Source organism: Azospirillum thiophilum (genome assembly GCF_001305595.1).
GTDB lineage: Bacteria > Pseudomonadota > Alphaproteobacteria > Azospirillales > Azospirillaceae > Azospirillum > Azospirillum thiophilum.
Genome location: NZ_CP012407.1, coordinates 182,235 through 208,721, shown reverse-complemented (window position 1 = coordinate 208,721; position 26,487 = coordinate 182,235). Strand labels below are relative to the sequence as shown.

Genomic DNA, 26,487 nt, shown 5'->3' with positions numbered 1-26,487 from the left:
TCATCACCCGGCACGTCTCGGGCCAAGGCGGTGTCAGGGCAGCGGGGGGTCGGCCTGTCGCCTCGCCATCGCCTCCTGGCGGGCCGCGATGTAGGGATAGGCGTTCACGATACGGGCCGGAGCTATCTGTCCGCGCCGCAAGGTCAGCAGGATGTCGGACACGTATTGCGCGGCGATGATGATGGTGGTTGCCGCCATCTCGGCCGGATCCAGGTCGCTGGGACGCAGCAGGGGCAGGCCTAGCATTTCCCCTTGCCGGCGGCTGTCCAGAAATCCCCGCAGCCGGGTACGGGCGGCCGCAGGCAGCCCGTCATGCACCAGCTCGCCCCCCTGCCCCGCGCCGTAAAGCCACAGGGGCCCCACGGCCGGCAGTTGCTCGAAATCACCGGGGCGCCAAAGGAAGGGCACGCTGGCTGCCAGGGCCGGGTTCAGGTCGTTGATCCCCGTCAGCCGGGGCGGCCGGTCGCGGCTTTCCGGTTCCTTCGCGCCGGGCCAAGCGCGCAGCGCCGGGACGAGGGTGGGAGCGGGCAGACGGAGCAGGGTCAGACTCGGCACGGGCGGCAGGGACAGTTCGCCGGCTTCGGCCAGAGCGGGAGGCAGGTTGAGCGCCAATGTCAGCCAGTCTTCGCTTTCCGCCGCCAGTCCGTCCAGCCGTTCCACCCGGCAATAGAACCCTCCGGCCCGCAACCAGGCGCGGGCCAGCCGCCGCCCTTCCGGGATCAGTCCGTCGTCGGGCGGAGGCAGCGCCAGGGGCTCGGCCGGATCGATGGGAAAGCCGGTCGGCTCCTCGGGAGCTGGCCAGATGCCGGCGGCGATGGCGCCTCCCTCCGCCTCCGCCGCGGCGGCAAGTCCGGCCAGATGCCCCTGATGCCACTCGATGCCTTCCGGCAAAATGGCCAGGGCGTCGATCCCGTCCAGCGCCGCCTGCAGAGTCGCCGGTCCGGCAGGCTCCGCCAGAGAACGGATCGTCAGTCCCGTCGGTCCCGGCGCAAGGTGCGTGCTGTCGGCGCAAAGCTGGGCAGCCGGGATCAAGGCGGTCAAGGACAGGCAGCCTTCGTCTTTTTGTCGGTTCAGGCTTTTCAAACGTTCAGCCAGGTCGCCGGTGCCAGGCAGCAGAACTCCGACATGGACGGGTCGGGATCGGGGGTGGGACCGGTCCCGCGCCAGGGCGGCCAACAGGCCGGGCAGCGGTTCCAGCAGCCTTTCCAGGCAGAGATGGCGGTTGAAGATGGATTGCGCGGCGGCGGCCATGGCCCGGGCTTCGGCCGGATGGGAGCGGATCCAGGCAACGCGATCCAGAATGCGGGCGGCGGTCTCTTCCTCCCCTCCGTCGGTATCGATATACAGCACGTTGTCGGCGAACCAGTGCTCGATGAAGGGGTGGCGGTCGGCGATGATGACGGCGCCGGCGGCAGCCAGTTCGAAAACCCGCATGTTGGGCACGCCGTAGGCGCGGTGCTGGGGCAGATGCAGGCACAGGCCCATGCCCCAATGGTGGGCCGCCCCGATCACCGACCGCCCATCGAAGGGCAAGGGACCCTGGTAGGCCTCGGGAAGGTGCGACCAGCGTTCCTGCGTGCCGTGCAGGGCCAGGGCGTCCGCCTCGGCCAGCCGGCGCAGCAAGGTGGGATAGCGTTTTCCATCCCAGTTGGAGCCGACATAGAACAGGCGGCTGTGCGGCCCCAGGTTGGGCGTCAGGGCGGAGCGGGGCGAGCTGACATGAAAGGGCAGGCAGGGGGGGGATCTCGCCCCAGCTCCGCCATCAGCCCGGCCAGATGGCTCTCCAGCCCGGAGCCGGAGACGAGATAGGCATCGAAGGTCAGCTCGAACGCCTCGCCATGAACCCGGGCCGTGTCGCTCGCCCCCTTCAGCAAAGAGGGAGGATTCCAGTAGCAGGCCAACCAGGGATGATGGGTCAGCTTGGCGGTGACTTGCGGATGCAGGCACAGCACCCCGTCCGGATCCATGGTTTCCACCTGCAAGGATCGGCTGAGGATGGCCGTCTCCCAGCCCAGGCCTTCGATGGCCCGGGCAATGCGCAACGCCAGTTCGCGCTCTGCGACGGGATGGCTCGGATCAATGGGGTTCAATATGGCCAAGCGCGGCCCGGTCCGGCGATCACTCACGGTTCAACTGTAGCTGTTATGGCTGAACTCCGGCCGGTCCGCCCGGACGAAGAACAGATCGACCTGCCACAGCGCCTGGTCATGCTCGCGCCAGAGCGGCTCAGACATGTCGATGACCCGGAACCCCCGTTCGGCCATATAGGCACACATCTCGTGGAATAGCATGGCATCGGGATGGATGTGGAAGACGTAAGTCTCGATGACCACCAGGTTGGTCCGGTCCAGGATGGAAGCCGCGCCTTCCAGGATCGGCCGCTCGAATCCATGCGTGTCCAGCTTGATCAAATAGGGGCCGGGCAAGTCGAGCCGCGCCACTTCTCCGGCCAGAGATACCTGCGGTACCGACCAGGACCCTTTTCCCGGCTCGCTGCTGGCCGCTCCGCCATAGGGGGCGCCGGGATCATTGGTGAACCAGATCTCCCCCTCCTCGGCGCCGGCAGCGGCGATGACATGGCTGAATTGCGGCTCGGCCCCGCACAAAGTCTCCAGCTTTTCCCGCCAGTGGCCAAAGGCTTCCACCAGATGGTAGCGGGCCTGGGGCCAGCAGGGCCGGGCCTTCAGCGACCAGGATCCATCCGAGGCACCGACGTCCAAAACGGTTTCCACCTTCAGCCCGCGGGCCTCGATACGGGCAAGAGCCGAGGGCGTGTCCAGCGTCTCGTCGCGCAGCAGCCAGCGTAGCCGGTTCAGCGCGGCGTGGGCCTTGGGATCGATGCCCACAGCCCGGCTCATGGACCGGATGGCACCCAGGCGATCGCCTTGCCGGTTCAGGCAGCGGCCAAGTTCGACATGACCTTCAGAATTCTCTGGCTCTGCATCCACGGCACGGGCAAACCAGCGTTCTGCCGCCGCTTCGTCTCCCCGCGCCACTGCTGCCCGACCTTCGATCAGCAGACCTGAGAATGTTTCCCTGCCCATCGCACTTCCTTCCGCCCGCCCACGCTAGTTCTACTGTGTCATAAAATCTGGAATGGTACAGAGGTTCGTTGTAATAAGGGGATTCATGCTTCGTTCATGAGAGGCGGTATGGCTCGCCTTGGCACCGCAGACGGCATTGAATCACGGTTCGCGGCGTATGTCGAGCGCTTGGCGCCGGCTTTAGGTCACGCTGATCGCGCGGCGCCATTTCGTGCCTATTGCACCGGATTGATCCTTCCAGGCGAGCGCAAGAGCGTCGAGCCGATGGCGGCGCGGGTGGAGCCGGAACGTGTCGGCGCCGCCCATCAGTCCTTGCACCATTTTGTTGCCAAGGCGGCCTGGGACGATGCCGCTGTGCTGGCCGGGGTGCACGATCTGGTTTTGCCGGCGCTGTTGGAACGCGGCCCGGTCCGCGCCTGGATCATCGACGATACTGGCATGCCGAAGAAGGGGCGCCATTCCGTTGGCGTGACGCGCCAGTACTGCGGCCAGATCGGCAAGCAGGACAATTGCCAAGTCGCCGTGTCGCTGTCGCTGGCAACCGACCACGCCAGCCTTCCCGTCGCCTTCCGGCTGTACCTACCGGAGACATGGGCCGGCGACGCGGAGCGCCGGGTGCGGACCGGCGTCCCGGACGGGGTCCTCTTCCAGACCAAGCCCGCCATCGCGCTGGACCAGATCCGCACGGCCATGGCGGCGGGTCTGCCGCCGGGCGTGGTGCTGATGGACGCAGGCTACGGCAACGACACCGCCCTGCGCGAAGGCGTGACCGCGCTGGGGCTGACTTACGTCGCCGGAGTCCAGTCCTCGCTGACCGTCTGGCCGCCCGGTGTGGAGCCGCTGCCGCCCAAGCCGTGGAGCGGCAAAGGGCGGCCGCCGAAGCTCCTACGCCGCGCCCCTGGACATGAACCGATCTCGGTAAAGGCTCTGGCCGAAGGGTTGGCGCCGGAGGCTTGGCGCTCCGTGACGTGGCGGGAAGGCACGAACGCGCCGCTGACCTCCCGTTTCGCCGCCGTTCGCGTTCACGCCGCGCACCGCGACGAGGAACGGGCGGAGCGTCGCCCGGAGGAGTGGCTGCTGATCGAATGGCCCGAGGACGAAGAGAAGCCGACCAAGTCCTGGTTGTCGACACTGCCGGAGACAATGTCGCTCGACGACTTGGTAGAGACCGTCAAGTTGCGGTGGCGCATCGAACGCGATTACCTCGAACTCAAACAGGAACTCGGCCTCGGCCATTATGAGGGCCGGGGCTGGCGCGGATTCCACCATCACGCGACGCTGTGCATCGCCGCCTACGGATTCCTGATCAGGGAACGGGCGGCGATTCCCCCCTCAGCACCACCTCGCTCCGGGCGCCTCCAAGCGCCTAACCTTCCCGAAAGCTTCCGACCCCGCGGGGCCGCCGCCGACGCGCCCTGAGCGCCACGTCCCGACCTCAATCGCCACCCTGCGCATCGCAATCGCCAGAATGCTCGCCAGAACCCTCCAGCGATGTCCATGCTGCCATCAATCGCGAGCTTTATGACACAGTAGAACTAGGGGGCTCTCGGTAAATCCATGCGTATTTGCGCAAACTTGTCAACGAACCCGCACGCATTGGCCGACCCGTGTCGGCACACCCTTGCGCCCGTCAGGGCACCGTCTTCACGCCGATCCGGCCCGTGTAGTCAATGCGGTTCAGCAGTATGGGGGGGTGAGTGCTGAAGTACTCGTCAACAGCTTGGCGTGCCCCCCGCCAGTGACCGTAATCATCGACGATCAGCACGCCGCCAAGCGCCAGTAACGGATACAACTGCTCCAACTCATGCCGGGTCGATGCGTACCAGTCTGTATCGAGCCGAAGCAATGAGATGCCGGCAGGGGCCGTTGCCGGTATGGTATCCTCCACCCGGCCCGGGACGAAGTGGAATCGGTCTTCCGGATAGCCGGTTGACAGGACGTTGCGCCTGACCTCGTCGAGGCTAGCCAGGCACCAGACGGACTTCGGATCCTGCGGATCCTGTGTCTCCAGCAGGTGGGCTGCGGATTCATTCAGAAGGGACACATCGCAGTCCGACGGCGGCGACATGCCCTGAAACGTATCGAACAGATGGATGGTCCGATCTGTGACCCCCCGTTGCAATAATGCAAGGGCCATTACCATTACGGAGCCGCCACGCCACACCCCGCACTCCACGAAGTCACCTGGAATGCCGGCATCAACAACGTGGTGGACTGCCTTGTACAATGCATACATGCGTGAAGACGAACTCATGGTCGCTTCGCGCGCGACATCGAACACCGGCAGGAACGCCGCATCATAATCCGGTGGCAAGTCCACGGGTCCAGCTCCAGAAGCCATGGGTGGCGCGTGCGGCGAGATGCCGGGTATCGGCATCCGCGGGAATTACCTCACAGTGCCGTTTGAATGGCAAGCTGGGAGGCGTGTGCCCGTCCGGTAGTGGTGTCTTTGGCGGACGGGCTCATGCCCGCGAAGCCAAGGCCCGCGTCCGCGGGCCGCCCGGCGATTGAGGGTCCAGAAAGTACCGACCACAGGTCGGTACTTTCTGGAATTGGTATAAGACCTTGACGGCGATGGCCGTCATCACACTCCGAGGAAATCTCCCGTTTTCCGTGCATGGCGCAGAACGGTCTGGGTGGCCGGGTAGAAGCTCACATAGGAATCCAGGATGAAGCGGCGCACGTCGTCCACGCTGGCCGCGTCATCGCAGCCGTGAATGTCCTGGATCAGCGCCGCCAGGTCGGGGGAGATCGCGACGTTGTCGGTTACGGTCGGAATCAAGGCGCGGAGACGGGCGGACTTCGGCCGGTTGTAGTCTGTCGGACTCAACAGCGGTTTGCCGAGCTTATCAGCAATGGCCGCGTGCTCGGCCGCACCGGCTCCCGGTCGGTAAAGCGGTTGCGGGCCGGAATGGAAGTACGGGATGCCCATCTCCAGCGATAGGATGGAGTGGGTTCCGATCTCGTTGCCGGTGGTGAAACGGGCTCGACGCAGGAAGTTGTACAACCGGGTGGTGAATTCCGGGTCGGCCATGTGGCCGGCGGAGAGGATCGGCAGACCTGCCTCCAGATAGGGCATGTGCCGCCCCTTCAGCAGATCCAGGGCGTAGATGCACACCGAAACCGGCTGAAACCGCTCCGGCAGGGTGCGGAGTTGCTCGGCATAGGCGCTGTGGTCGAACTCCGTGTCAATGTGGTGGGTGGAATGGCAGGGAAAGGCGATTGTACCGCAGGCATCGGCGTCCTGAACGATGCCCTGGTAGCGGCGGTAGCGGACCTGAGGCGCCCCCAGTACCATGATCTTGCGCCCCGGCTGCCCTTGAAGGGTTTTGGCGAAAGCTTCGTGGCAGATAAGGATGGGCAGCCGCGACTCCGTGTACATTCGAAACGGTTCCGGGTCGATCATGGGGCCGTGATGCACCTGGAAGCGCAGTGGGAAGGTTGCCGGCAGCTCGCACATGTCGAGGATGTGGTACCCCAGCCCATACCAGTAAGGCTCGTCGGGCAGGGGTTGGGCGGCAAGCGCTTCAATCTGGCGAAACGCCGTGTCCAAGTCGAATCCCGTGATGCTCATGCCCGTGCTGTGCCTTTATTGTCCGCGCCGTCGTGTCACCGACCGTGATGCATCATCGCCACAGCCAGCCCGCCATTCATCTTCGACATCGAAGTGGAAAGAAAGCGTTGATCGTGACAGTGCCGGGAGGCAGCGTGTTGCATGGAGGTGGAAGAGGCAAAGGAGGCCTCAGCTTCCTCTGGTCGGTCAGGCGATGAGAACGGATCGCGGCGTCCGAGATCGAGCCACCTCGATAGCAGCCCTCTGCCTAGGGCATCCCTCCCATACGTCCAATATGCTGGCTCCGGAACCTGATCTATCGGGTCGCCGACCGCCAACCTGACAGCACCCGTGCTGCCCATCGGTACACAGTCAACGGAGCCCGCCCGCCCGTTCTCTCTCTTGGCGGGCTGAAATGCCTAAGCTAGGATCGATCCCGCAACGCGGGCGACGGCAGTCGCACGAAAGACGATGAAGGTAGGAGCGATGCAAGCTGGGCAGTGGGCACCGACGACGGACGCACAAGGGGCTGAGGGTGCCCTGCCCGATGATCGGTCGCTCGACAGGTGGCGGCAGCGCATCCGCGAAACGACCTTCGGCAACTACCATCTGTGCATGGGGCTGGCCATCGAAGCCCAGGGAGAGCCGCAGGCCGCCGAGGCCCATTACCGCGCAGCACTGCACAATGATCCAGGCTGTTCCGCCGCGTTCATGAGACTGCAAGGCTTGCTCGAGCATCAGGGACGATCGGCCGAGGCGCAGGCCATAGCTGCGCAGGCCGTGGCCATCAATCCTGCCTATCTGGCTGAGGCCGAGTTGGAACTGGCCCGGATCTACCTCGACCTGTCGGATATCGCGGCCTGCGAAGCCCAGTTGAAGTCCTATTTGGGGCGGCCAGGCGCGGTGCCGCTGCCGGCGGCGGCGCTGTTGCAGCGGATCGGAGAACTGCATGCCACGCATGGCCGGTTGGAGGAGGCGAAGCGCTACACCACCCAGGCGATCGCTCTCGCCCCCGACTTGGTCAGGCACAGCCTGACGCTTGCCCGGAAGCTCGTCGAGGATATGCGCATCGACGAGGCGGCGGCGGCGCTTGACTTCTATCTGAAGCAAAATCCCGGCCATGCCATGGCGTGGCATTTCGCCGCCATCGCGGCGCAAATGCAGGACCGCCTGGAAGACGCAATAGCCGCCTCGCGCGAATCCCTGCGCCTCCTGCCACAAATGCCGCCCAAGGTCCTGCTCGGTCTCTCCTTGCTGGCGACAGGGCGGTTGGAGGACGCGGAGGCAACCCTGCGCAAGGCAACCGCGGAGAGCGGCAATCAGTCCTGGGTGACCGCGATCCTCCAATGGTGCCTGATTGCCATGAACCGCCTTGACGCCGCAGCGGCCATTCCCGTCACGACCGAGCGGGATCGCTCCAACATGGCCATTCTGCATCTGCGGGCCGGACGGAAGGAAGAGGCGGTACGGGTTTTGAGCCAGATCTCCGACAGCGACGTCATTTCCTGGCACCGCATCTGGATCCACGTGAATCGGTGCCATGTGTACCTGGAGACCGGGCGCCTTTCGGAGGCCGAGGAGGCCATGCGCGCGGCGGTGTCTATGTCACCCCAGGTTACGCGCTTCTACATCCGTTGCCGGCCATGGGTGGCGGACCAGTTGATGGCTGTGGAGCGCAAGATCACGCGCTGAGCGCCAGAGGCCGGCCACCGGACGAATTATGATTTTGTTAGCAATAGCGTCGTATTGATCGGAGCGCATCGGCAGCGTCGTCCCCGGCTCGCCCGGTCGATCGCTTCCATCCCGCGGAATACATGCAAGAAACGTCATCGATGCGTATTGCCGTTCTGTGCCGTGGCTCCGTTGGCGAAGGGCTGGGGCACCTGTACCGCAGTTTCAGCTTTGCCCAGACGGCGGAGAGGACGGCCTTCGTTCGGGTTTTCGCGATCGCCGACAGCCTCTTCGCCTCCGTCTTTCACGGCTTGAGCCACCCGCCGGCGTTTGAGGCGCGGGAGGAAGACGCCATCAACCGGCTGGTCGCCTTCGCCCCGGATGTGGTGGTGACCGATCTGGTGGAACTGGAGGACCGCTCGTTCGAACGGGTTCGCCGCTGTTGCCGGTTGCTCGCCTCCATCTCTCCTGTGTTTCGGCACGCCGCGCAAACCGACCTCTTCTTCACCCGTGGCCACCCGCCGACCGGTCTGTCGGGACCGCGGGTCTATTCCGGCCTGCGCTACGCCATCCTGAACGCCCGGTGCCGGCCGATCGATCCAGATCGCTTCGGCGAGGCGGTGGCGGCCCCGGTGCTGTCGGTGATGATGTCGTTTGGCGGAGCCGACGCCGACAACCACTCCCGCGCGGTGCTGGAGGTGCTGCGGGATATCGAGCGGCCGCTTCTGCTCTGGGTCATGTTAGGCAACGGTTATCTGCATTCGCAGGACGAGCTTGCGGGCGCGGTGCGCGACAACCACCGCCATGAGATCATCATTGCCCGCACCAACCGCTCGATGTGGAGCGTCGCGTCCAACTGCGCCCTGGCCATCCTGTCCAGCGGGCTGTCCACCTTGGAAGCGATCTATGCCGGGCTTCCCGTCATCTCCATGCACCGGCTGAACGATCCCTCCCGCGAGGTGGTGACCGACTATGATCATCTGTGCCTGGAGGGTGGCCGGTTCGACAATGACAGCCATCTTGGCTTGAAGAAGATCGTTGAAGACCTGTTCGACGATCGCCAGCAATTGCTGCGCATGCGGACCCGGCAACAAGGGCTGCTTGATGGGCGTGGGGTCGAACGGGTCCTCGACGTTATCCTGGAGCATGCCCATGCGGCCGTGACGGAGAGCGCATGGACCGCGTAGGAGCCATCATCCTGGCACGGATGGACTCCCGGCGGCTGCCGGGCAAGGCACTCGCCCGCATCGGGAATCGATCCTTGCTATGGCATGTGGCTTGCCGGCTGCCCCGCCCGCTGTTCGATGCGCCGCCGGTCCTCGCCACGACGAACCGGGCAGTAGACGATCCGTTGGCGGCGGAGGCGGCAGCATTGGGCTTGACGGTGTTTCGTGGCGCGGTGGAGGATGTCGCCGGCCGCCTCCTGGCCGCGGCCGATGCCCAGAGGTTGGACGGTGTCCTCCGGGTCAACGGCGATTCTCCGTTTCTGGACGCCGGCCTGATCCACCGGGCGATGGGGATCTTTCGCCAGGGCCGCGCCGCCTGCGTCACCAACCTGCGGCCGCGCCGCCATCCCTACGGCGTAAGCGTCGAGTTGTTTCGGCCGACGGCCCTTCGCGTCTGCCTGGCGCGCAGCCTGAATCCGACCGACCGCGAACACGTCACGACCTGTCTCTACGCGCATCTGGACGCGACCGACCTGCATGCTCTGGACGGCGCGGACCAGAACCTCGGGCGCGACGACTGGCGGGTACGCCTGACGGTGGACGAACCGGCGGACCTGGATGCCCTGCGCTGCTTCGCCCTCAGTTGCTCCGTTCCATGGGATCGGGTCACTTATAGGCAGGCGGTCGCGAGCGGTCTGTTCCGCCTGCTTCCCGACGATTGGCCAGTCAGCGGTTTGCCCGGAGCGGCGCCGTCGCCCGCGCTGCCTCAGACACTTCGAACGCCCGCACAGCCCGACGGCAAGGTTCAATGATCACCCTATTCAACATCCGCCCCCGCGCCCTGAACGTTGGCAATGACATCATTGCCCTTGGCCTGCGCGCCTTCGTGAAAGAGGCGTTCGGCGACATGGTAAACCTGATCTCACTGCCGGCGACCGCCAAGTATGAGGCGCACGCCAAGGCCGGGCTCGACGCGGCGACCATCTACGAGATCAACCAGTACGGGCACGGCGTCATCGTGGGTGGCGGAAACCTCTACGAGAATGGCGAGTTGCAGTTCGATCAGAACGCACTGGCGGCCCTGGACGCGCCGCTGATGCTGTTCAGCCTGTCTATGGGGCGCATCTATGGACGCCTCGACCGGCTGGTGCGCCGGACCAACGCCATGCCGGACGACCGGGTCCGCGCGCTCAACGAAAAGGCTCTGGTCAGTTTCGCCCGGTGCGGCGCCACCCACGATTACCTGAAGGGGCTGGGCATCACCAAGGCGGCGCTGGGGGGCTGCCCGACCCTGTTCCTGGACGAGCTGGCCGATCGCCTGCCGGATATCCCCGAACCTAGCCGCGGCCAGGTTCTGCTGTCCATCCGCAATCCCGCGCTGATGAGCATCCCCTTGGACGCCCGCTCCCGCGTACGGGAAGACATCTGCGCGATCGTCGATCTGCTCGTGGCGCGGGGCTGGGGTCAACCCCGGCTGCTCTGCCATGACTACCGGGACATCGAGTTCGCTGCGTCGTTCAACGGCCTTGAGTTCATCTATGCAGACGACGCCGCCACTTTCCTGACCTTGCTTCGGTCGGCCCGACTTAACGTCACCTACCGGCTGCATTCCGCGCTGCCCTGCTTTGCCTTCGGCACACCGTGCGTGAAGATCTCCTACGATGAGCGCGCGCTCAGCTTGATGGAGACGGCGGGCTACGGCGACTGGAACATCGACATGGTGAAGACACCCCATGTTGCCGCCGCCGTCGCCGACCGACTGGACCGTTTGAGTGCGTTGCCTGCCATCCGCGCGGCGGCGCAGCCCCGGTGGGCCGCCTTGCGCGGTTCGATGCGCGCCGGCTTCGCCGATTTTGCCGCGGCCGTGCATACCTACCGGGACCATGGAGAAGGAAGTGTTCCGTTCCACGCCCCTCGGTCCTGAGCACATGGCGGCGCAGGACGTCAGCCCACGGCCCGAAGGCCGGAGACTGGCGTTTCGGGGAACTCTCCCAGGACAGGAACGAATCCGCTCCGCTATAGTGAGGCTACGGTGACTGGCGATTCCAAGGATACGGGCATGACCTCTGCCGTTCACATTGTTGCCGAGGCGGGCACCACCCACGAAGGCGACGTTGACACGGCCTTGCGGTTGATCGCGGCGGCGCAGGGCGCCGGCGCGGACTCGGTGAAATTCCAGTTCATCGATCCTGCCGGCCTCTATCTAACCCGTCTGCGCCAAGACGGCGCCCTGGTGGACAACCCGGTGGTGGCGGCTCGGGAGGCACAGCGCCTTTCCAGGGACGAATGGCACAGGGTCGCCGCGTACGCAGCCGAGCAAGGCATTCCGTTCTCCGCCTCCGTGTTCGACGTGGCGTATCTGCGCTTCCTGGAGACGCTGAACCCGCCCTACATCAAGATCGCGTCCACCGACACCAACAATCATGCACTGATCGAAGCCGCGTGTGCCGGTGGCCGGACAATCCTGCTGTCCACGGGGATGTCTGCGCTGGGAGAGATCGAGGCGGCGGTCGAGGTCGTCACTCGGGCCGGGGGAGACTTGGTTCTGATGCACTGCGTGTCGGCGTATCCCTGCCCGGCGGAGATCGCCAACGTCGGTTTCGTCGGCGTGCTGAAAGGGGCGTTCGACGTGCCGGTCGGTTTCTCCGATCACACGGAAAGTTCGGTGGCCGCGGTCGCTGCGGTGGCGTTGGGAGCAACCTGGATCGAAAAGCACATGACCCTGGACCGTGCGGCCAAGGGGTTCGATCACGCCTACGCCATGGAACCGGCGATGTTGGCGGCCTACATCGGCGACATCCGCGCGGCCGAGGCGGCGCTCGCCCCCCGGCACCCAAAGGTGGGGCCGCAGGAGAACGCAGTACGGACGCGGGCGCGCCGGTCCTTGTGGGCTGCTCGCGACCTGCCTGTCGGTCATGTCCTGAGCGCGGAGGACATCCTGGTGGTCCGGCCGGCCGGTCCCCTGGCCCCATCGGACCTTCCGCATGTCTTGGGGCGGCGGCTGGCGCGGCCCGTGATGGAGTCGACCGCCGTCCGGTTCGAGGATCTGGAATGAACCCCTACGGTCCCCTTCTTCCGGGTGGCGGGCACGGGGCACGCTTCGACCCGGCTCCCTTCGCCACCCCTGGGGCATTATCCACAGGGCTTGCGCCCTGCGGTTCTCAGCCAGCCGGCCCCGCGGTTTTGGCGATGGTCGAGCGTGTGGCCGAAAGCTACCGCGCCATGAAGCGCGACCAAGCCGGTCTTCCATTGGCTTGGTTGCCGGCCGGCGAGTGGGCGATCGCGCTCAGAAGTCGGACAGACCTGTACGACGCCTTGTCCGAGGACCGGATCGAGCCTGCCGCCGACATCCTCAGCGGGTTCTGGCGCAATGAACTGGCGCCCATAGTCAAGGAATACGCCACCCACGCGGCCCTGGCCGCCGGCGACGACGAGGCCGCGCGCCGCTTCCTGCACAACGTGGTCCGCAATTGGCTGATCTGGCGCGCCCTGACCAATGCCCCGACAGCCGCCCTGGCTACCCCGCCGGTGGGCAATCCCTGGGGCTGCATGATCGAGGGCACAGTGGTGGCGCCTAAGGCCTCGCGCTACCATCTGATGGCCCGCGAACTCGCTGGAATGGTCGGGTCACTCTCCACCCCGGTCGTCGCCGAAATCGGCGGCGGCTATGGTGGGCTGGCGGAGTTCTTCCTGCGCGATCAGCCCCATGGTGTGTGGCTGGACTACGACCTGCCGGAAACGGCGGTCATCGCGGCGTTCTTCCATCTGGGCAGCCGCGGCGGCGACCGGGTGGTCCTGTACGGCGAGGGACCGACGCCCACCCGGCGCGACATGTTGCGCCCCGGTCTCACATACATCATGCCAAACTACGCCATACGCGACTTGGCGCCGTTATCGGTCGATGCGGCGGTCAATATGTTCAGCCTGTCGGAGGTGGGGCGGGAACCGCTGGCCGCCTATCTCGAGCGCATCGAGGCCATCACCGCCGGCTGGTTCGTCCATCACAACATGGATAGGCCCGGCGTCGTTCAGCATGGCCATGAACGCATTCCGGCATCCACCTTTCGTCTGGATCCGCGTGCGCTGCCCCTGGTCGCCACCGGCTTCGATCCGTTCCACGGCCCGGACGGCGACTATCGCTGGTTCATCCATCGCCGGTCCGAACGCCCATGAACATGCGCGAAGCCGATATCCGCCCGCAGCAGTTCGACGATCTGCGTATGGAGGCGCGCGCGCGGGATGTGGCATGGCTGCGGTCGCGCCACGCCACTTTCGCTGCCGCCAACTGCCCGGCCTGCCAAGGCCGGGCCGACCGCGCCGCCTACGAGAAACTGGGATTCCGCTGGGACCGTTGCGGCGTCTGCGCGACCGCGTTCATGAATCCGCGGCCCTCGCCCGAAACTCTCGCCGAATTCTATGCGCGGTCCGAACTGTACCGGGTCTGGAACGACGTCATTTTTCCAGCCACCCGGGATGTGCGGCGAACGCGCATCTTCCGGCCACGGATGGACCGGCTGCTGGACCTGTGCGTCCGTCATGGCCTCGCGGGCGGTTGCTTGGTGGAGGTCGGCGCCGCCCACGGAATCCTCTGCGAGGAAGCGGGCCGTACCGGGCGTTTTTCCCGGGTGATCGCGATCGAACCATCCGCGGTCCAAGCACAGACCTGTCGCGACCTCGGGATCGAGACACTCGAAGCGCCGGTAGAATCGGTATGCGGCCTCGACGGCGTGGCGGACGTCGTCGCCGCCTTCGAGGTGGTGGAGCATCTGTCGGATCCTGCCGCCGCGGTCCGAGCCATGACCCGGCTTTTGAAGCCGGGCGGGCTGCTCATGCTGAGTACGCCAAACGTCGATGGTTTCGAGATCGCCACCTTGGACTCTGCGTCGGACTCCGTCTATCCCGAGCATGTGACCCTGTTCACCCCCATTGGAATGCGGCGGATGGTGGAAGACGCGGGGCTGGCCCTGGTGGAGTTGTCGACCCCCGGCCAGTTGGACGCCGACATCGTGCGGGGAAAGGCAATGTCCGGAGTCCTCGACCTGTCCACCCAGCCCTTCCTGCACCGGGTGCTGGTTGAACGGTGGGAGGAACTTGGCGGCCCCTTCCAATCCTTCCTGGCCGCGTCCGGCCAATCATCGCACATGTGGTGCGCGGCGCGGCGCGTGGTGTGAGGAGCAGTACGGCATGCGCGTCGCGGTGATCGATTACGGCATCGGAAATGTCCAGTCGGTGCTGAACGCTTGCCGGCGACTGACGGCGACGGCCGAGCGGGTGACCGACGGAGTGGCCCTCATGGCATTTGCTCCCGACCGCATCATCTTGCCCGGTGTCGGTGCCATCGGAACGGCTTTGCAACGCCTGCGTGAGACCGGTCTCGACACTGCTCTGGCCGACCGGGTGCTGGGGGGCGGCACCCCGTTCCTGGGCATCTGCGTAGGCATGCAGATGCTGGCAGACGCCTGCGAGGAGTTCGGCAGCCACCAGGGCTTGGGCTGGATCCCAGGCCGGGTTGTGCGGTTGGGCGCCGGCAACCCAACCCTTCGGGTTCCGCATGTGGGCTGGAACACGGTGCGGGCCTGTCACCCGGACGACCCGCTGTTCGGCCCGTTGGACGGGCGGGACTTCTACTTCGTCCATTCCTACGCCATGGACTGCCCCGCCGATTTCGTTGCCGCTACCACGAAGTATGGCGGGCCGTTCGTGTCGGCCGTGCGGCGCGGCGCCATCCTGGGCGTCCAATTCCATCCGGAGAAAAGCACGGCCGCGGGAGCCGATCTGCTGGCCCGCTTCCTGGAGGACGGGTGATGCACAAGCGGCGGCTGATCGCGGTGCTGTACCTGAAGGACGGCTGGATGGTGCGCAGCGAGGACTTCGCGATCCACAATTTCATCGGCGACCCCGTGGCCCACGTGGAGCGGATGGCGCAGTGGGACGTTGACGAGTTGGTCGTTCTGGACATTGGGGAGGAGGCATCGCGCTTTGACCACCACCGCCTGGACTACCGTTACGCGCCGGTGACCACGGTGCTGGACTTTATCAACCGCGTCGGGGGACAGTGCTGCATGCCGCTGACCTTCGGCGGCCGAATCCGCACGCTGCAAGATGTTGTGCTGCGCATCCAGAACGGGGCGGACAAGGTGACCCTGAACACCGCCCTCGATCAATCGCCCGACCTGGTGACGGATGCGGCGCGCGCCTTCGGATCGCAGGCGGTGGTGGCGAGCATCGACTACCGGATACTGGAGGGCAAGGCGCGGGTCTTCACCGGGGGAGGCATCCAATACACCGGTCATGATGCAGTCGCCTGGGCTCGACGGGCCCAGGATCTGGGCGCGGGCGAGATCCTGCTAAACGCTATGGACCGGGACGGCATGGCCGGCGGCTTCGACCTCGACACCATCGCCGCCGTCGCGGACGCCGTTTCCATTCCTGTCATCGCCTGCGGCGGTGCTGGGCGCAACGACCATTTCCTGGCCGTGCTCAGCCAAACCCCCGCAATGGCCGTGGCGGCCGGCAACATCTTCCACTTCAAGGAAAACGCTTATCCCGTGGCCAAGGCTTTCCTGCGCAGCCACCTGGAGGATATCCGATGACCCAAGAGGGCATTCCCTGTCCGACGGAACCGCCGGCGCTTCGGTGGTGCACGCACTGCGTCTATCCCGCAAGCTCCGCTCTTCCTATGGCATTCGACCGGAACGGCGTCTGCTCGGGATGCCGGGTGCACCGACTGCGCAGCCAACTGGATTGGGACGCTCGGCTGCAGGAACTTCTGGACTTGGTGGAACCCTATCGCCGACCGTCCGGCTATGAATGCGTGATCGGCGTGTCGGGTGGCAAGGATAGCTATTTCCAGACCCATTTCGTCACCGAGAAGCTGGGCTTGCGACCACTTCTGGTGACCTACAACGGCAACAACTATCTGGAAACCGGCTGGCGCAACCTGATGCGCATGAAAGAGGTCTTCAAGACCGACCATCTTGTCGTAAGCCCCTCCGTAGACATGCTGATCCGCATGAACCGGTTGGGCTTCCGCAAGACGGGGGACATGAACTGGCACGCTCATGCGGGCATCCAGACTCTTCCCATGAAGATCGCCACCCGGATGGGCATCAAGCTGGTGTTCTATGGCGAGCACGGCTGGACACTGGTCGGCGGTATGTTGTCGGTGAACGACTATCCCGAGTTCACGGCCCGTTGGCGTAAGGACATGGCATTGCGCGGGTTCGACTGGCACGACTTCGTGGGCGACGAAGAGGACCCCGTTGAGGAGGGGGAGCTTGAGTGCTTCAAGTACCCGTCCGACGAGGAGATCGTGGCCAATGGCACGCGCGGCATCTACATCGGCAACTATGACCGCTGGGATGCCAACGCTCATTCCAAGCTGGTGACCGAGCGCTATGGCTGGCAACCCTCCCCTGTCGCGTTCGACCGCACCTACCGCACCATGTCCAACCTGGATGACCGATACGAGAATGGTGCACATGACTTCATGAAATACATCAAGTTCGGCTATGGCCGCGGCACAGACCACGCCTGCAAAGACATCCGCGACGGCTACATGAGCCGTGAGCAGGGAATCGCCATGGTTCGCAAGTACGATCAGGTTCGCCCCTCGGATCTCGATTTCTGGCTGGACTATGTGGGGCGGACGGAGGAATGGTTCGATGGGATCGCTGATCGCTTTCGCAGCCCGCGGGTCTGGGGCCGGAAGGCTGATGGTCAATGGATCAAGCGCAACATCTGGGAGTCGGCGGCGTGCCCGGTGCCTGAATGAGATCGGATGGACCGTCTGCCGCCGGAGTGTTTAAGGCTTTGTTGGCAGGTGTCGCATAGTCTTGTGCGCACGGCAGCGCGCGACAACCATCCTCATGATGCGGCAGCGTAATCGCAGGCGGTGAAATGGCACGTGTTTTGGTCACAGGAGGGGCAGGCTACATCGGTTCCCATGTGTGCAAGCAGCTGGCGCGCCGCGGGCACGAACCCGTCGTTTTCGACAATCTCAGCCGTGGGCGGCGCGAGTTGGTAAGATGGGGACCGCTGGAGATTGGAGATGTCTCGGACGCCACTGCGCTGGACCGGGTGTTCCAGCGGTATCGGCCGGACTGCGTGATGCACTTCGCGGCTCTCGCATATGTCGGCGAGTCGATGAGCAATCCTGGCCCCTATTACCACGTCAACGTTACTGGCAGCCTGACGCTGCTCGACGCAATGCGCCGGCACGGCGTGAAGATGCTGGTGTTCTCCAGCACCTGCGCGACGTATGGCATTCCGGATGTCGTGCCGCTGACCGAAAGCCATCCTCAACGCCCCATCACCCCCTACGGCACCAGCAAATTGATGGTCGAGCACGTTCTGACCGACTATAGCCGAGCCTACGACATCGCCTCGGTCGTGTTGCGCTACTTCAACGCCGCGGGGGCCGATCCCGATGGAGAGATCGGAGAGTTGCACGATCCCGAAACACACGCCATTCCGCTTCTGCTCATGACGGTGGATGGCCGGATTCCATGTTTCGATGTCTACGGCACGGATTTCCCAACGCCGGACGGCAGTGCGGTCCGGGACTACATCCATGTTTGCGATCTTGCCGATGCCCATGTCCGTGCGCTCGACTATCTCCGCGACGGTGGCCGGAGCGTCGCGCTCAACCTTGGGACGGAACGCGGAACGTCCGTCCTGCAGTTGCTGGAGGTCGTGGAGCAGGTGACCGGCCGCGCTGTTCCCCACCGGCTGCTGCCGCGACGGCCCGGCGATCCGGCGATCCTCGTGGCCGACGCGGCCATGGCGCGGAAGACGCTGGGTTGGGCACCGACGGTCACCGACATCGCCGACACAGTCACGACCGCCTATGCTTGGATGCGCCAACGGTCCCCAGCCATGACCGAAGGGGCGGTCGAGACCACCCCTTGCGCCCTTCATGCAGGCGGCGTGTCCCGATAACGGCCGATCTCCTGATAAGGAGCGCCGTCGCCACGCGGCGCGAGTCCCAGATAGTCCAACTCCCAGGCGTGGCTGTTCTTGGACAGACGCACCGCAGTTCCGTGCACAGAATCCAAGAAGGGGACCAGCCGGTCCAGGCAAGCTGCGCGCCATGCCCGCAGGTCCCGCGGCGCGCACAGATAAGCCTTGCCACCGCCGCACAGGAACAACCGTATGTCGTGCGGCCGGTCGCGCAAATGGTCGAATACTGCATGGGTTACGCAAACGGTATCTGGATTGAAGAAATCGTCCACGCTGATGACGCCGCCATCGGTCATCAGCGGAATGCATAGATCAAGGTCGCTGCGCACGGCGTCATAAGAATGCTCGCCGTCGATGTGCAGGAAGCGGCAGCTGCTCCTGTATGCGTCCGCCAGCCCCTGCCGGCGAACGTGACGGGAACAGGCGGCCAGGAGTTCGATACGGGCCGTCCCGTTGCAGCCGGCGGCGGCGATATTGGCCAGCACCCCATCCCGGTCCAGGTCCCGGTCGATGCCACAAAAACGTTCGCCCGCCCGCAGATTCAGGCAGATGGCAGCAGCGCCTGTGCCGCGGAACACCCCGATCTCCAGTCCGTCGCCGGCAATGCCCTGCTCCGCCTGGGTGCGGAAAATGAAATCCCAGACGCCATAGGAGGTGACTGACATGCCCCCATGGGCCGGAGTCAGCGACAGGATGGCATCGCGTCGGTCCACCATGCTCCCGCCGGGCCGCCGTTCGGGTTGAGGTCGGCTCGGCTTTACCGTGGCCGACGCATGGAGTTCAGCGTACAGGGTGGCGTAGCGTTCGGCTTGGCGCTCTAGGGTGCACTCGCGCTTTACGAAGTCCCGGGCGGCATGCCCCCGGAGTTCCAGTTGTCGGCGATCAGACACCGTGTCCGCCAGGGCGCGGGCCAGATCTCCCGCCTTGTCTCCGGTCGCGAGAAACCCCCGCTCGGTCCCGCCCACCAGATCGATAAGACCGCCAATCGGAAACCCCAGCACCGGAGTGCCGCAGGCCAGGGCCTCCAACGCGGTGTTGGGGTAGTTGTCCTGTCGGCTGGGCACCACCAGCAGATCCGCCATGCTGTAGTACATCGCCATCTCGTCGTCGTTCGTCACGGCGCCTGCTTCGACCACCCGCACCCCAGCCGAATGGGAGACCGTTCCCTGGCCGACCAAAACCAGGACACAGCCGTCGGGACACGCAACCGCACGAAGCGCCTCTTGCAGCATATCCAACCCCTTGCGGGAATCGGTCAGGTCATGGGCGACGAACAGGAGCACGAGGGCGTCGCGCCCAATCCCCAGCCGGTCGCGCAGGGCACCGGCATTGCGCGGACGGAACCGATCGCTGTCGAGGCCATAGGGGATGACATGTACCGGGCGGTCCTGGAACAGGGCGCTGCGCCGCACCTGATCGGCGAGCCAGCGGCTGGGGGTCACCACATGCAGTGGCCCCGTGAAGAACGCCAAGGCCGCGCGCTTGCGGGCCAGCACATGGGCCGACAGATCGTCGCGATCTCTGGACTCCAAAACGGGGCAGCATCCGCAGCGATTTGTAAACCCTACGCAGTCCCCGGTGTAGTGACAACCTCCGGTTAGGGCATGCTGGTCGTGCAGCGTCCAGACCAGAGGCACGTCCGCCGGACGGGCTGCCAGGAAATGGCTCCAATCCACAAGACCACGGGTCCAGTGAAGGTTGATGACATCGGCGGGCATCAATCGCCGTTCCAACAACTCGGCACGGGCCGCACGCTCGGAATGGAACGGTGAAAAAGGCCGTATGAGAGCTGGGTATGCGGCCTCCTCAGCGCGTATCGCCGCTTCACGCTCCTGCCAGTCCGCGATCTCCGCCGGTGTCTCCGGACGGACGACGACGACATCGGGGTGTGGATCGTCTTGTCGCGACACATACAACTTTCGATCGATCCCGATGCGCCCCAACCCTTGAAATAGCCGGTACGCCGCGCGGGCTGCTCCGCCATTGGTATCGAAGGTGTTCAGCAACGCTACTCGCATACCGGGCCACGCCATTCCATTCCTTGAAGCCAAAGAATAGCTGACCTGCTCGATGTTCCGCCATGGCTATCCTTCGGCGAACCGGAGTTGGGACAGTAGCCCGGAGAAGCTCGGCACGCGTCCACAGGCGATCGACGGTGTCAATCGGCTTCCAATTTCCAGCCACGCTTGCGGTTGCAGAACTCGTTGTCCAGGGAGTCCACGGGAGGGGCCTGTGGGCCCCCCTGGGCAACGGACGGGGGGAAGGCTTTGGATCAGGAGCGGTTCTTGAACCGCCAGCTCTCGTTGCCGGTTTCCAGGATGTCGCAGTGATGGATCGTGCCCCTGAGCGTGGTGTAGGACCTGGGTCGCTCATCATGTTCTCCGGCTTGTCTGGCCGGATGGTCAGGCAGCCACGGCGGGCAGGCTGACGAGGGGATCATCGCCGAGCGGGGCGATGGTTTCCAGCGTCATGTAGGGCCACGGTAACGATTCCTTCCACGAATTCACACATCGGCCCGGTCGGTCCGAAAATGCGCCCGCCAAGTCGATGCCGGTGGCGACAAGCCTCTACAGCTTCACGATTTCCAGCAATCGGCACCCCGGTTCCTTGAGAGTGCCGTCGGCGTGGAGGTAGTGGTAGAGCGTGCTTGAGGGGATATCGCCCAGCTCGCGGCAGATCTGGGGAATGCTGCGTGTCTGGTCGGCCATCAGGTGCTGGGCGTAACGCAAGCGCTCGACCGTCATGATGCGCGGTCGTCCGCCCTGGCGGCCACGGGCACGGGCCGCGATCAGGCCTTCCTGGACCCGTTGCCGGATCAGGTTGCGTTCCATTTCTGCAAAGGCGGCCTGGATCTGCAGAAAGGCGCGGCCGGCCGGAGTGCTGGTGTCCATCGGCGTGTTCAGCGCCCGGAAGGCGATGCCTTTCTTCTCCAGGTCCTCGACCAGCCCGATCAGGTCGCGCGCCCGACGGCCGAGCCGATCAAGGTCGAGCACCACCAGAACATCACCGGGGCGCAGGTAGTCCAGGCAGGCGGTTAGGCCGGGACGCTCGGCATGGAAACCGCTTGTCCGGTCCTCGAAAATCCGTGAGCAGGGGACCACCTGCAAGGCATCGCGTTGACGGTCCAGAACCTGACGGTCCTCCCGTGTCGAAACCCGGGCATACCCGATTGCTGCCATGGTGCCCTCCGTCTGCCGGTCACGGCGTCCGGCGCGGTCTGTGTTGGGGACACAACCTCCGCTCCTCCCGATAACCTTTGCCGGAGGAAGGGTTTTCGGCAATAGATTTCTCCGGCTTTCTCGTGAAGCGGATGGCGCGGTCGGCATCGAATGATGCGCTGCGTCTGGAACTCACGACAAAGAGGTGTTTGTCGTGAGTCTCGTCCCCCATGCCCCTGGTCAGCGACACCGCCTACCCTCGTCTGGAGATCAATACGTCCGCGATGGAGGTGGCGCGCTTCACGCCGACGCCGGCGGAAATCGCCTTCGTTCGCCGCCGCGCCCGCCAGGATGGCGTGCGGCTGGCTCTGCTCGTTCTGCTCAAGAGTTTCCAGCGGCTCGGGTACTTCGTCGCTTTCGAAGACATCCCTCCCGTCATCGTCGAGCATGTGGCGGACGCGGTCCCCGGCCTGACCAACCCCGCCACCGTGCTCGCCGACTACCAGACCTCCACCTATCGCAGCCGGCTGACCAGCTTGGTCCGGGAGTACGCCGGGGTCGCCGCCTTCGGCCGCCTAGTTCTACTGTGTCATAAAGCTCGCGATTGATGGCAGCATGGACATCGCTGGAGGGTTCTGGCGAGCATTCTGGCGATTGCGATGCGCAGGGTGGCGATTGAGGTCGGGACGTGGCGCTCAGGGCGCGTCGGCGGCGGCCCCGCGGGGTCGGAAGCTTTCGGGAAGGTTAGGCGCTTGGAGGCGCCCGGAGCGAGGTGGTGCTGAGGGGGGAATCGCCGCCCGTTCCCTGATCAGGAATCCGTAGGCGGCGATGCACAGCGTCGCGTGATGGTGGAATCCGCGCCAGCCCCGGCCCTCATAATGGCCGAGGCCGAGTTCCTGTTTGAGTTCGAGGTAATCGCGTTCGATGCGCCACCGCAACTTGACGGTCTCTACCAAGTCGTCGAGCGACATTGTCTCCGGCAGTGTCGACAACCAGGACTTGGTCGGCTTCTCTTCGTCCTCGGGCCATTCGATCAGCAGCCACTCCTCCGGGCGACGCTCCGCCCGTTCCTCGTCGCGGTGCGCGGCGTGAACGCGAACGGCGGCGAAACGGGAGGTCAGCGGCGCGTTCGTGCCTTCCCGCCACGTCACGGAGCGCCAAGCCTCCGGCGCCAACCCTTCGGCCAGAGCCTTTACCGAGATCGGTTCATGTCCAGGGGCGCGGCGTAGGAGCTTCGGCGGCCGCCCTTTGCCGCTCCACGGCTTGGGCGGCAGCGGCTCCACACCGGGCGGCCAGACGGTCAGCGAGGACTGGACTCCGGCGACGTAAGTCAGCCCCAGCGCGGTCACGCCTTCGCGCAGGGCGGTGTCGTTGCCGTAGCCTGCGTCCATCAGCACCACGCCCGGCGGCAGACCCGCCGCCATGGCCGTGCGGATCTGGTCCAGCGCGATGGCGGGCTTGGTCTGGAAGAGGACCCCGTCCGGGACGCCGGTCCGCACCCGGCGCTCCGCGTCGCCGGCCCATGTCTCCGGTAGGTACAGCCGGAAGGCGACGGGAAGGCTGGCGTGGTCGGTTGCCAGCGACAGCGACACGGCGACTTGGCAATTGTCCTGCTTGCCGATCTGGCCGCAGTACTGGCGCGTCACGCCAACGGAATGGCGCCCCTTCTTCGGCATGCCAGTATCGTCGATGATCCAGGCGCGGACCGGGCCGCGTTCCAACAGCGCCGGCAAAACCAGATCGTGCACCCCGGCCAGCACAGCGGCATCGTCCCAGGCCGCCTTGGCAACAAAATGGTGCAAGGACTGATGGGCGGCGCCGACACGTTCCGGCTCCACCCGCGCCGCCATCGGCTCGACGCTCTTGCGCTCGCCTGGAAGGATCAATCCGGTGCAATAGGCACGAAATGGCGCCGCGCGATCAGCGTGACCTAAAGCCGGCGCCAAGCGCTCGACATACGCCGCGAACCGTGATTCAATGCCGTCTGCGGTGCCAAGGCGAGCCATACCGCCTCTCATGAACGAAGCATGAATCCCCTTATTACAACGAACCTCTGTACCATTCCAGATTTTATGACACAGTAGAACTAGCAGGGTGCGGAAAAAGGCTTTTGCGTCGCGAGGGAGGGGGATTTTCGGCAAGATTAGGAAAGGCCGAAGCAAGATACTGGTGGTATCTTGCAAGGTCTTGACGCGAGATTGCCGGAAAGAACCCGACCGCAGCAGCAAAATGGTTTTTCCGCACCCTGCTAGCGCGCACCGTGGCGCAGGCGGCGGCCGCCGAAGCCGCCCGGATGCGCGACGACGTCGCCGACATCATCAACGCCGTGATCGAGGAGTTGGTACGCCGGCGCTTCGAGTTGCCGGCTTTCGGCACTCTGGCGAAGATCGCCACCGCGGCCCGTGCTGCGGCAAACCGGGACTGCCACCGGCACATCGCCAATACCCTGCCGACCGAGGCACGCCGGCGCCTGAACGAGTTGCTGACGCTGCCGCCCGGTCAGGCGCGCACCGCCTGGGACCGGGTGAAGGCCGAACCGAAGCGGTCGACGCCACACACCACATGCGGGATTTCCTGCACCATCTCGACTGGCTGCGGGCGCAGGGCGCCGGCACCGCAGTGTTCGCCTCCCTCCCGGCCGCCAAAGTCCGCAGCTTTGCCGCCGAGGCGCGCACCCTGACCGCCAACGTCCTGGCCGACATGGTCGAGGCCAAGCGGCTGACCCTGATGGCGGCGCTGCTGCAGAGCCAGATCGCCCGGACCCTCGACGATCTCGCCGACATGTTCGTTCGGCAGATGCAGCGAACCCACGCCCGCGCGAAGGAAGCCCTGGCCGCCGAGCAATTGCAGCGGTTCGGGCACGCCGAGGCTCTGATCGCGCTGCTGCGCGACACCGTGATGGCCTGCCAGAGCGAAGAGCCACCGGAGCAGCGGCTGGCCAAAGTCGAGGCGCTGCTTTTGCCCGATGCCGACGGCATCCTGGAGCGGTGCGCGGCGCATACCTCCACGACCGAGCACGGCCATCTTCCCTTCCTGGCCCGCTTCGCCCGCGGTCAACGCCGGCTGTTCCTGCGGTTCCTGGCGGCCGTGCCTCTCGCCTCGACCTCGCAGGACCGCAGCCTGGAAGAAGCGATCGCCTTCGTGCTGGCGCATCGCGACCGGCGCCGGCCCACGCTGCGCGTCGCCGGGATCGACCTGTCCTTCGTGCCTCCGTCATGGTGGCCTCTGGTGGCCGGACAGAAGACCCGCGATCCGGCGCCGGCGACCGTGAGCCGCCAGCTCTTCGAGCTGTGCGTGTTCACCCAGGCGATGATCGAACTCAAGTCGGGGGATCTGTGCATCCCCGGCAGCGACACCTACGGCGACTACCGCGACCAGCTGGTGCCGTGGGAAACCTGCCGGCGGGAGATGGCCACCTACACCGAGCAGGCCGGTCTGCCGACCACCCCGACCGCCATCGTCGCCGCGCTCCGGGAGCAGCTGTCCGCCACGGCCAAGGCCGTCGATGCCGGCTTTCCCGCCAACGAGCATGTTGTGATCACCAACGGCAAGCCGACCCTCAAACGCCTGCGCGCCCAACCCGAAATCGCCGGTGCGGCCGCGCTGGAGCGCAGTTTGAAGGAACGGCTGACGCCGATCGATCTCATCGACGCCCTGGCCGACACCGAGCACTGGCTGAACTGGACCCGCCACTTCGGCCCGGTCTCCGGGTTCGATGCCAAGATCGACCAGCCGCGGGAGCGCTACCTCGCCACCGCTTTCTGCTACGGCTGCAAGCTGGGTCCGTCGCAGGCGGCGCGGGCCATGAAGACGCTGGACCGGCGGCAGATCGCCTTCCTCAACCAGCGCCACGTCACCGAGGAGGCCCTCGACGCAGCGATCGCCACCGTCATCGATGCGTACGCCGGTTTCCGTCTGCCGCGGCACTGGGGGAGCGGGCGCTCGGCCTCGGGCGACGGGACGCAGTGGGATCTCCACCCGCAAAGCCTGATGTCCGAGTACCACATCCGTTACGGCGGCTATGGCGGGATCGGCTACTATCTGGTCTCGGACACCTACATCGCGCTGTACTCCCGCTTCATGGCCTGCGGAGCGTGGGAGGGCAACGCGATCCTGGACATCGTCAGCGACAACCGGTCGGCCATTCAGCCGGACACCCTCCATGCCGATACCCAGGGCCAGAGCGCCCCGATCTTCGGCCTGGCCTATCTACTCGGCATCCAGCTGATGCCGCGCATCCGCAATTGGCAGGACCTGCATTTCTACCGACCCGACAAGGACACCCACTACCCGCACATCGACAGCCTGTTCACCGCCACGGTGGACTGGACCCTGATCGAAGCTATGCTGCCCGACATGCTGCGCGTCGCCGTCTCGATCAAGGCCGGGCGGATCCGGCCCTCGACGATCCTGAGCCGGCTCAGCACCTACAGCCGCAAGAACAAGCTGTATTTCGCCTTCCGGGAGCTGGGCCGGGTGGTCCGGACGATCTTCCTGCTGAAATTCCTGTCCTCGCTCGAACTGCGCCACCTGATTCAGGCGGTGACCAACAAGAGCGAGCTGTTCAACAAATACGTCCAGTGGGTCGCCTTCGGCGAAAGCGGGCTGATCACCGAGGGGGTGCGGGATGAGCAGCGCAAGCTCATCAAGTACAACCACTTGGTGGCCAACCTGCTGATCTTCCACACTCTTGTCTCGATGACCCGATCCCTCGACCAACTGGCGGCCGAGGGCGTTGCTGTCGAGGAGGAAGCCCTGGCCGGCCTGAGCCCATACCAGACCGAACACATCAACCGCTTCGGGAACTACACGCTCGACTTCACCCGCGTCCCAGCGCCCCTGCCCGCCGACGGACAGGCTGCGGCGCCGGGTTCGGGCCCGGCCCAAGGGCGGCTTCCCGGCGTGCTATCCGGCCATGTGTGAATTCGTGGAAG

Annotated in this window: 23 protein-coding genes; 15 read left to right on the top strand and 8 right to left on the bottom strand. The window is 65.3% G+C overall.

Annotated features, from left to right (window positions below; all coding sequences use genetic code 11):
• Nucleotides 1-33: 33 nt before the first annotated feature.
• From AL072_RS32125 to AL072_RS32115, 3 genes are all read right to left on the bottom strand, one after another.
• Entirely contained in the window at nucleotides 34-1,623 is a 1,590-nt protein-coding gene (locus AL072_RS32125) for a glycosyltransferase family protein (RefSeq protein WP_060721762.1), read from the bottom strand.
• 71 nt (nucleotides 1,624-1,694) lie between these two features.
• Nucleotides 1,695-2,099, bottom strand: a complete 405-nt coding sequence (locus AL072_RS32120) for a hypothetical protein (protein ID WP_144428457.1) — start codon at nucleotides 2,097-2,099, stop codon at nucleotides 1,695-1,697.
• 30 nt (nucleotides 2,100-2,129) lie between these two features.
• The gene (locus tag AL072_RS32115) at nucleotides 2,130-3,044 is read right to left on the bottom strand and encodes an FkbM family methyltransferase (RefSeq protein WP_082109345.1); all 915 of its coding nucleotides are present in this window, start codon (nucleotides 3,042-3,044) and stop codon (nucleotides 2,130-2,132) included.
• Between the two features lie 108 nt (nucleotides 3,045-3,152).
• Here AL072_RS32115 and AL072_RS32110 point away from each other — a divergent pair, with 108 nt between their 5' ends.
• Complete coding sequence (locus tag AL072_RS32110) at nucleotides 3,153-4,463, top strand: IS701 family transposase (RefSeq protein ID WP_045585470.1); 1,311 nt, start codon at nucleotides 3,153-3,155, stop codon at nucleotides 4,461-4,463.
• A 211-nt stretch (nucleotides 4,464-4,674) separates the two neighbouring features.
• Here AL072_RS32110 and AL072_RS32105 read toward each other — a convergent pair whose 3' ends face one another.
• On the bottom strand, nucleotides 4,675-5,364 hold the full coding sequence (locus tag AL072_RS32105) for a TylF/MycF/NovP-related O-methyltransferase (RefSeq protein ID WP_052710414.1): 690 nt from the start codon (nucleotides 5,362-5,364) through the stop codon (nucleotides 4,675-4,677).
• A 264-nt stretch (nucleotides 5,365-5,628) separates the two neighbouring features.
• Nucleotides 5,629-6,618: a hypothetical protein gene (locus AL072_RS32100; protein WP_045585480.1), complete on the bottom strand. Its 990-nt coding sequence runs from the start codon at nucleotides 6,616-6,618 to the stop codon at nucleotides 5,629-5,631.
• 465 nt (nucleotides 6,619-7,083) lie between these two features.
• Between AL072_RS32100 and AL072_RS32095 the strand changes: the two genes are divergently transcribed.
• The 11 genes from AL072_RS32095 to galE all read left to right on the top strand — a co-directional run bounded on the left by AL072_RS32095 (nucleotide 7,084) and on the right by galE (nucleotide 18,374).
• Nucleotides 7,084-8,289, top strand: coding sequence for a tetratricopeptide repeat protein (locus tag AL072_RS32095; protein ID WP_158511120.1), 1,206 nt, complete (start codon nucleotides 7,084-7,086; stop codon nucleotides 8,287-8,289).
• Nucleotides 8,290-8,429: 140 nt separating this feature from the next.
• On the top strand, nucleotides 8,430-9,455 hold the full coding sequence (locus AL072_RS32090) for a hypothetical protein (RefSeq protein WP_045585478.1): 1,026 nt from the start codon (nucleotides 8,430-8,432) through the stop codon (nucleotides 9,453-9,455).
• On the top strand, nucleotides 9,443-10,246 hold the full coding sequence (locus AL072_RS32085) for a cytidylyltransferase domain-containing protein (protein ID WP_052710413.1): 804 nt from the start codon (nucleotides 9,443-9,445) through the stop codon (nucleotides 10,244-10,246). The genes AL072_RS32090 and AL072_RS32085 overlap by 13 nt, the downstream gene beginning before the upstream one ends.
• Nucleotides 10,243-11,358 carry a polysaccharide pyruvyl transferase family protein gene (locus tag AL072_RS32080; RefSeq protein WP_052710412.1) on the top strand — a complete coding sequence of 372 codons (1,116 nt, stop codon included), beginning with the start codon at nucleotides 10,243-10,245 and terminating at the stop codon, nucleotides 11,356-11,358. The genes AL072_RS32085 and AL072_RS32080 overlap by 4 nt, the downstream gene beginning before the upstream one ends.
• Before the next feature lie 135 nt (nucleotides 11,359-11,493).
• Nucleotides 11,494-12,489, top strand: coding sequence for an N-acetylneuraminate synthase family protein (locus tag AL072_RS32075; RefSeq protein ID WP_045585477.1), 996 nt, complete (start codon nucleotides 11,494-11,496; stop codon nucleotides 12,487-12,489).
• 134 nt (nucleotides 12,490-12,623) lie between these two features.
• A complete protein-coding gene (locus AL072_RS32070) occupies nucleotides 12,624-13,607 on the top strand; it encodes a putative sugar O-methyltransferase (RefSeq protein WP_045585476.1) in 984 nt (327 codons plus the stop codon).
• Nucleotides 13,604-14,605, top strand: a complete 1,002-nt coding sequence (locus AL072_RS32065; protein WP_052710411.1) for a class I SAM-dependent methyltransferase — start codon at nucleotides 13,604-13,606, stop codon at nucleotides 14,603-14,605. The genes AL072_RS32070 and AL072_RS32065 overlap by 4 nt, the downstream gene beginning before the upstream one ends.
• A 13-nt stretch (nucleotides 14,606-14,618) precedes the next feature.
• Nucleotides 14,619-15,239: an imidazole glycerol phosphate synthase subunit HisH gene (gene hisH, locus AL072_RS32060; protein ID WP_045585475.1), complete on the top strand. Its 621-nt coding sequence runs from the start codon at nucleotides 14,619-14,621 to the stop codon at nucleotides 15,237-15,239.
• Entirely contained in the window at nucleotides 15,239-16,027 is a 789-nt protein-coding gene (hisF, locus tag AL072_RS32055) for an imidazole glycerol phosphate synthase subunit HisF (protein WP_045585474.1), read from the top strand. The genes hisH and hisF overlap by 1 nt, the downstream gene beginning before the upstream one ends.
• Complete coding sequence (locus AL072_RS32050) at nucleotides 16,024-17,208, top strand: N-acetyl sugar amidotransferase (protein ID WP_045585473.1); 1,185 nt, start codon at nucleotides 16,024-16,026, stop codon at nucleotides 17,206-17,208. Before hisF ends, AL072_RS32050 begins: the two co-directional genes overlap by 4 nt.
• 125 nt (nucleotides 17,209-17,333) lie before the next feature.
• On the top strand, nucleotides 17,334-18,374 hold the full coding sequence (gene galE / locus AL072_RS32045) for a UDP-glucose 4-epimerase GalE (protein WP_082109343.1): 1,041 nt from the start codon (nucleotides 17,334-17,336) through the stop codon (nucleotides 18,372-18,374).
• Here the strand turns inward: galE and AL072_RS32040 are convergent.
• Nucleotides 18,350-20,401 (bottom strand): glycosyltransferase, encoded by a 2,052-nt coding sequence (locus tag AL072_RS32040; protein WP_158511119.1) that lies wholly within the window; start codon nucleotides 20,399-20,401, stop codon nucleotides 18,350-18,352. The two genes, galE and AL072_RS32040, sit on opposite strands and share 25 nt — an antisense overlap.
• Before the next feature lie 561 nt (nucleotides 20,402-20,962).
• Nucleotides 20,963-21,574, bottom strand: coding sequence for a recombinase family protein (locus AL072_RS32035; RefSeq protein WP_045585472.1), 612 nt, complete (start codon nucleotides 21,572-21,574; stop codon nucleotides 20,963-20,965).
• A 209-nt stretch (nucleotides 21,575-21,783) separates the two neighbouring features.
• On the opposite strand from AL072_RS32035, the gene AL072_RS32030 reads away from it, so the two are divergent.
• On the top strand, nucleotides 21,784-22,161 hold the full coding sequence (locus AL072_RS32030) for a DUF4158 domain-containing protein (RefSeq protein WP_045585471.1): 378 nt from the start codon (nucleotides 21,784-21,786) through the stop codon (nucleotides 22,159-22,161).
• Between the two features lie 87 nt (nucleotides 22,162-22,248).
• Here AL072_RS32030 and AL072_RS32025 read toward each other — a convergent pair whose 3' ends face one another.
• The gene (locus tag AL072_RS32025) at nucleotides 22,249-23,559 is read right to left on the bottom strand and encodes an IS701 family transposase (protein WP_045585470.1); all 1,311 of its coding nucleotides are present in this window, start codon (nucleotides 23,557-23,559) and stop codon (nucleotides 22,249-22,251) included.
• Between the two features lie 254 nt (nucleotides 23,560-23,813).
• On the opposite strand from AL072_RS32025, the gene AL072_RS33975 reads away from it, so the two are divergent.
• Together AL072_RS33975 and AL072_RS32020 are read left to right on the top strand one after the other, a co-directional pair.
• Entirely contained in the window at nucleotides 23,814-24,233 is a 420-nt protein-coding gene (locus AL072_RS33975; protein ID WP_082109341.1) for a DUF4158 domain-containing protein, read from the top strand.
• On the top strand, nucleotides 24,116-26,476 hold the full coding sequence (locus AL072_RS32020) for a Tn3 family transposase (RefSeq protein WP_052710409.1): 2,361 nt from the start codon (nucleotides 24,116-24,118) through the stop codon (nucleotides 26,474-26,476). The genes AL072_RS33975 and AL072_RS32020 overlap by 118 nt, the downstream gene beginning before the upstream one ends.
• Nucleotides 26,477-26,487: the final 11 nt, after the last annotated feature.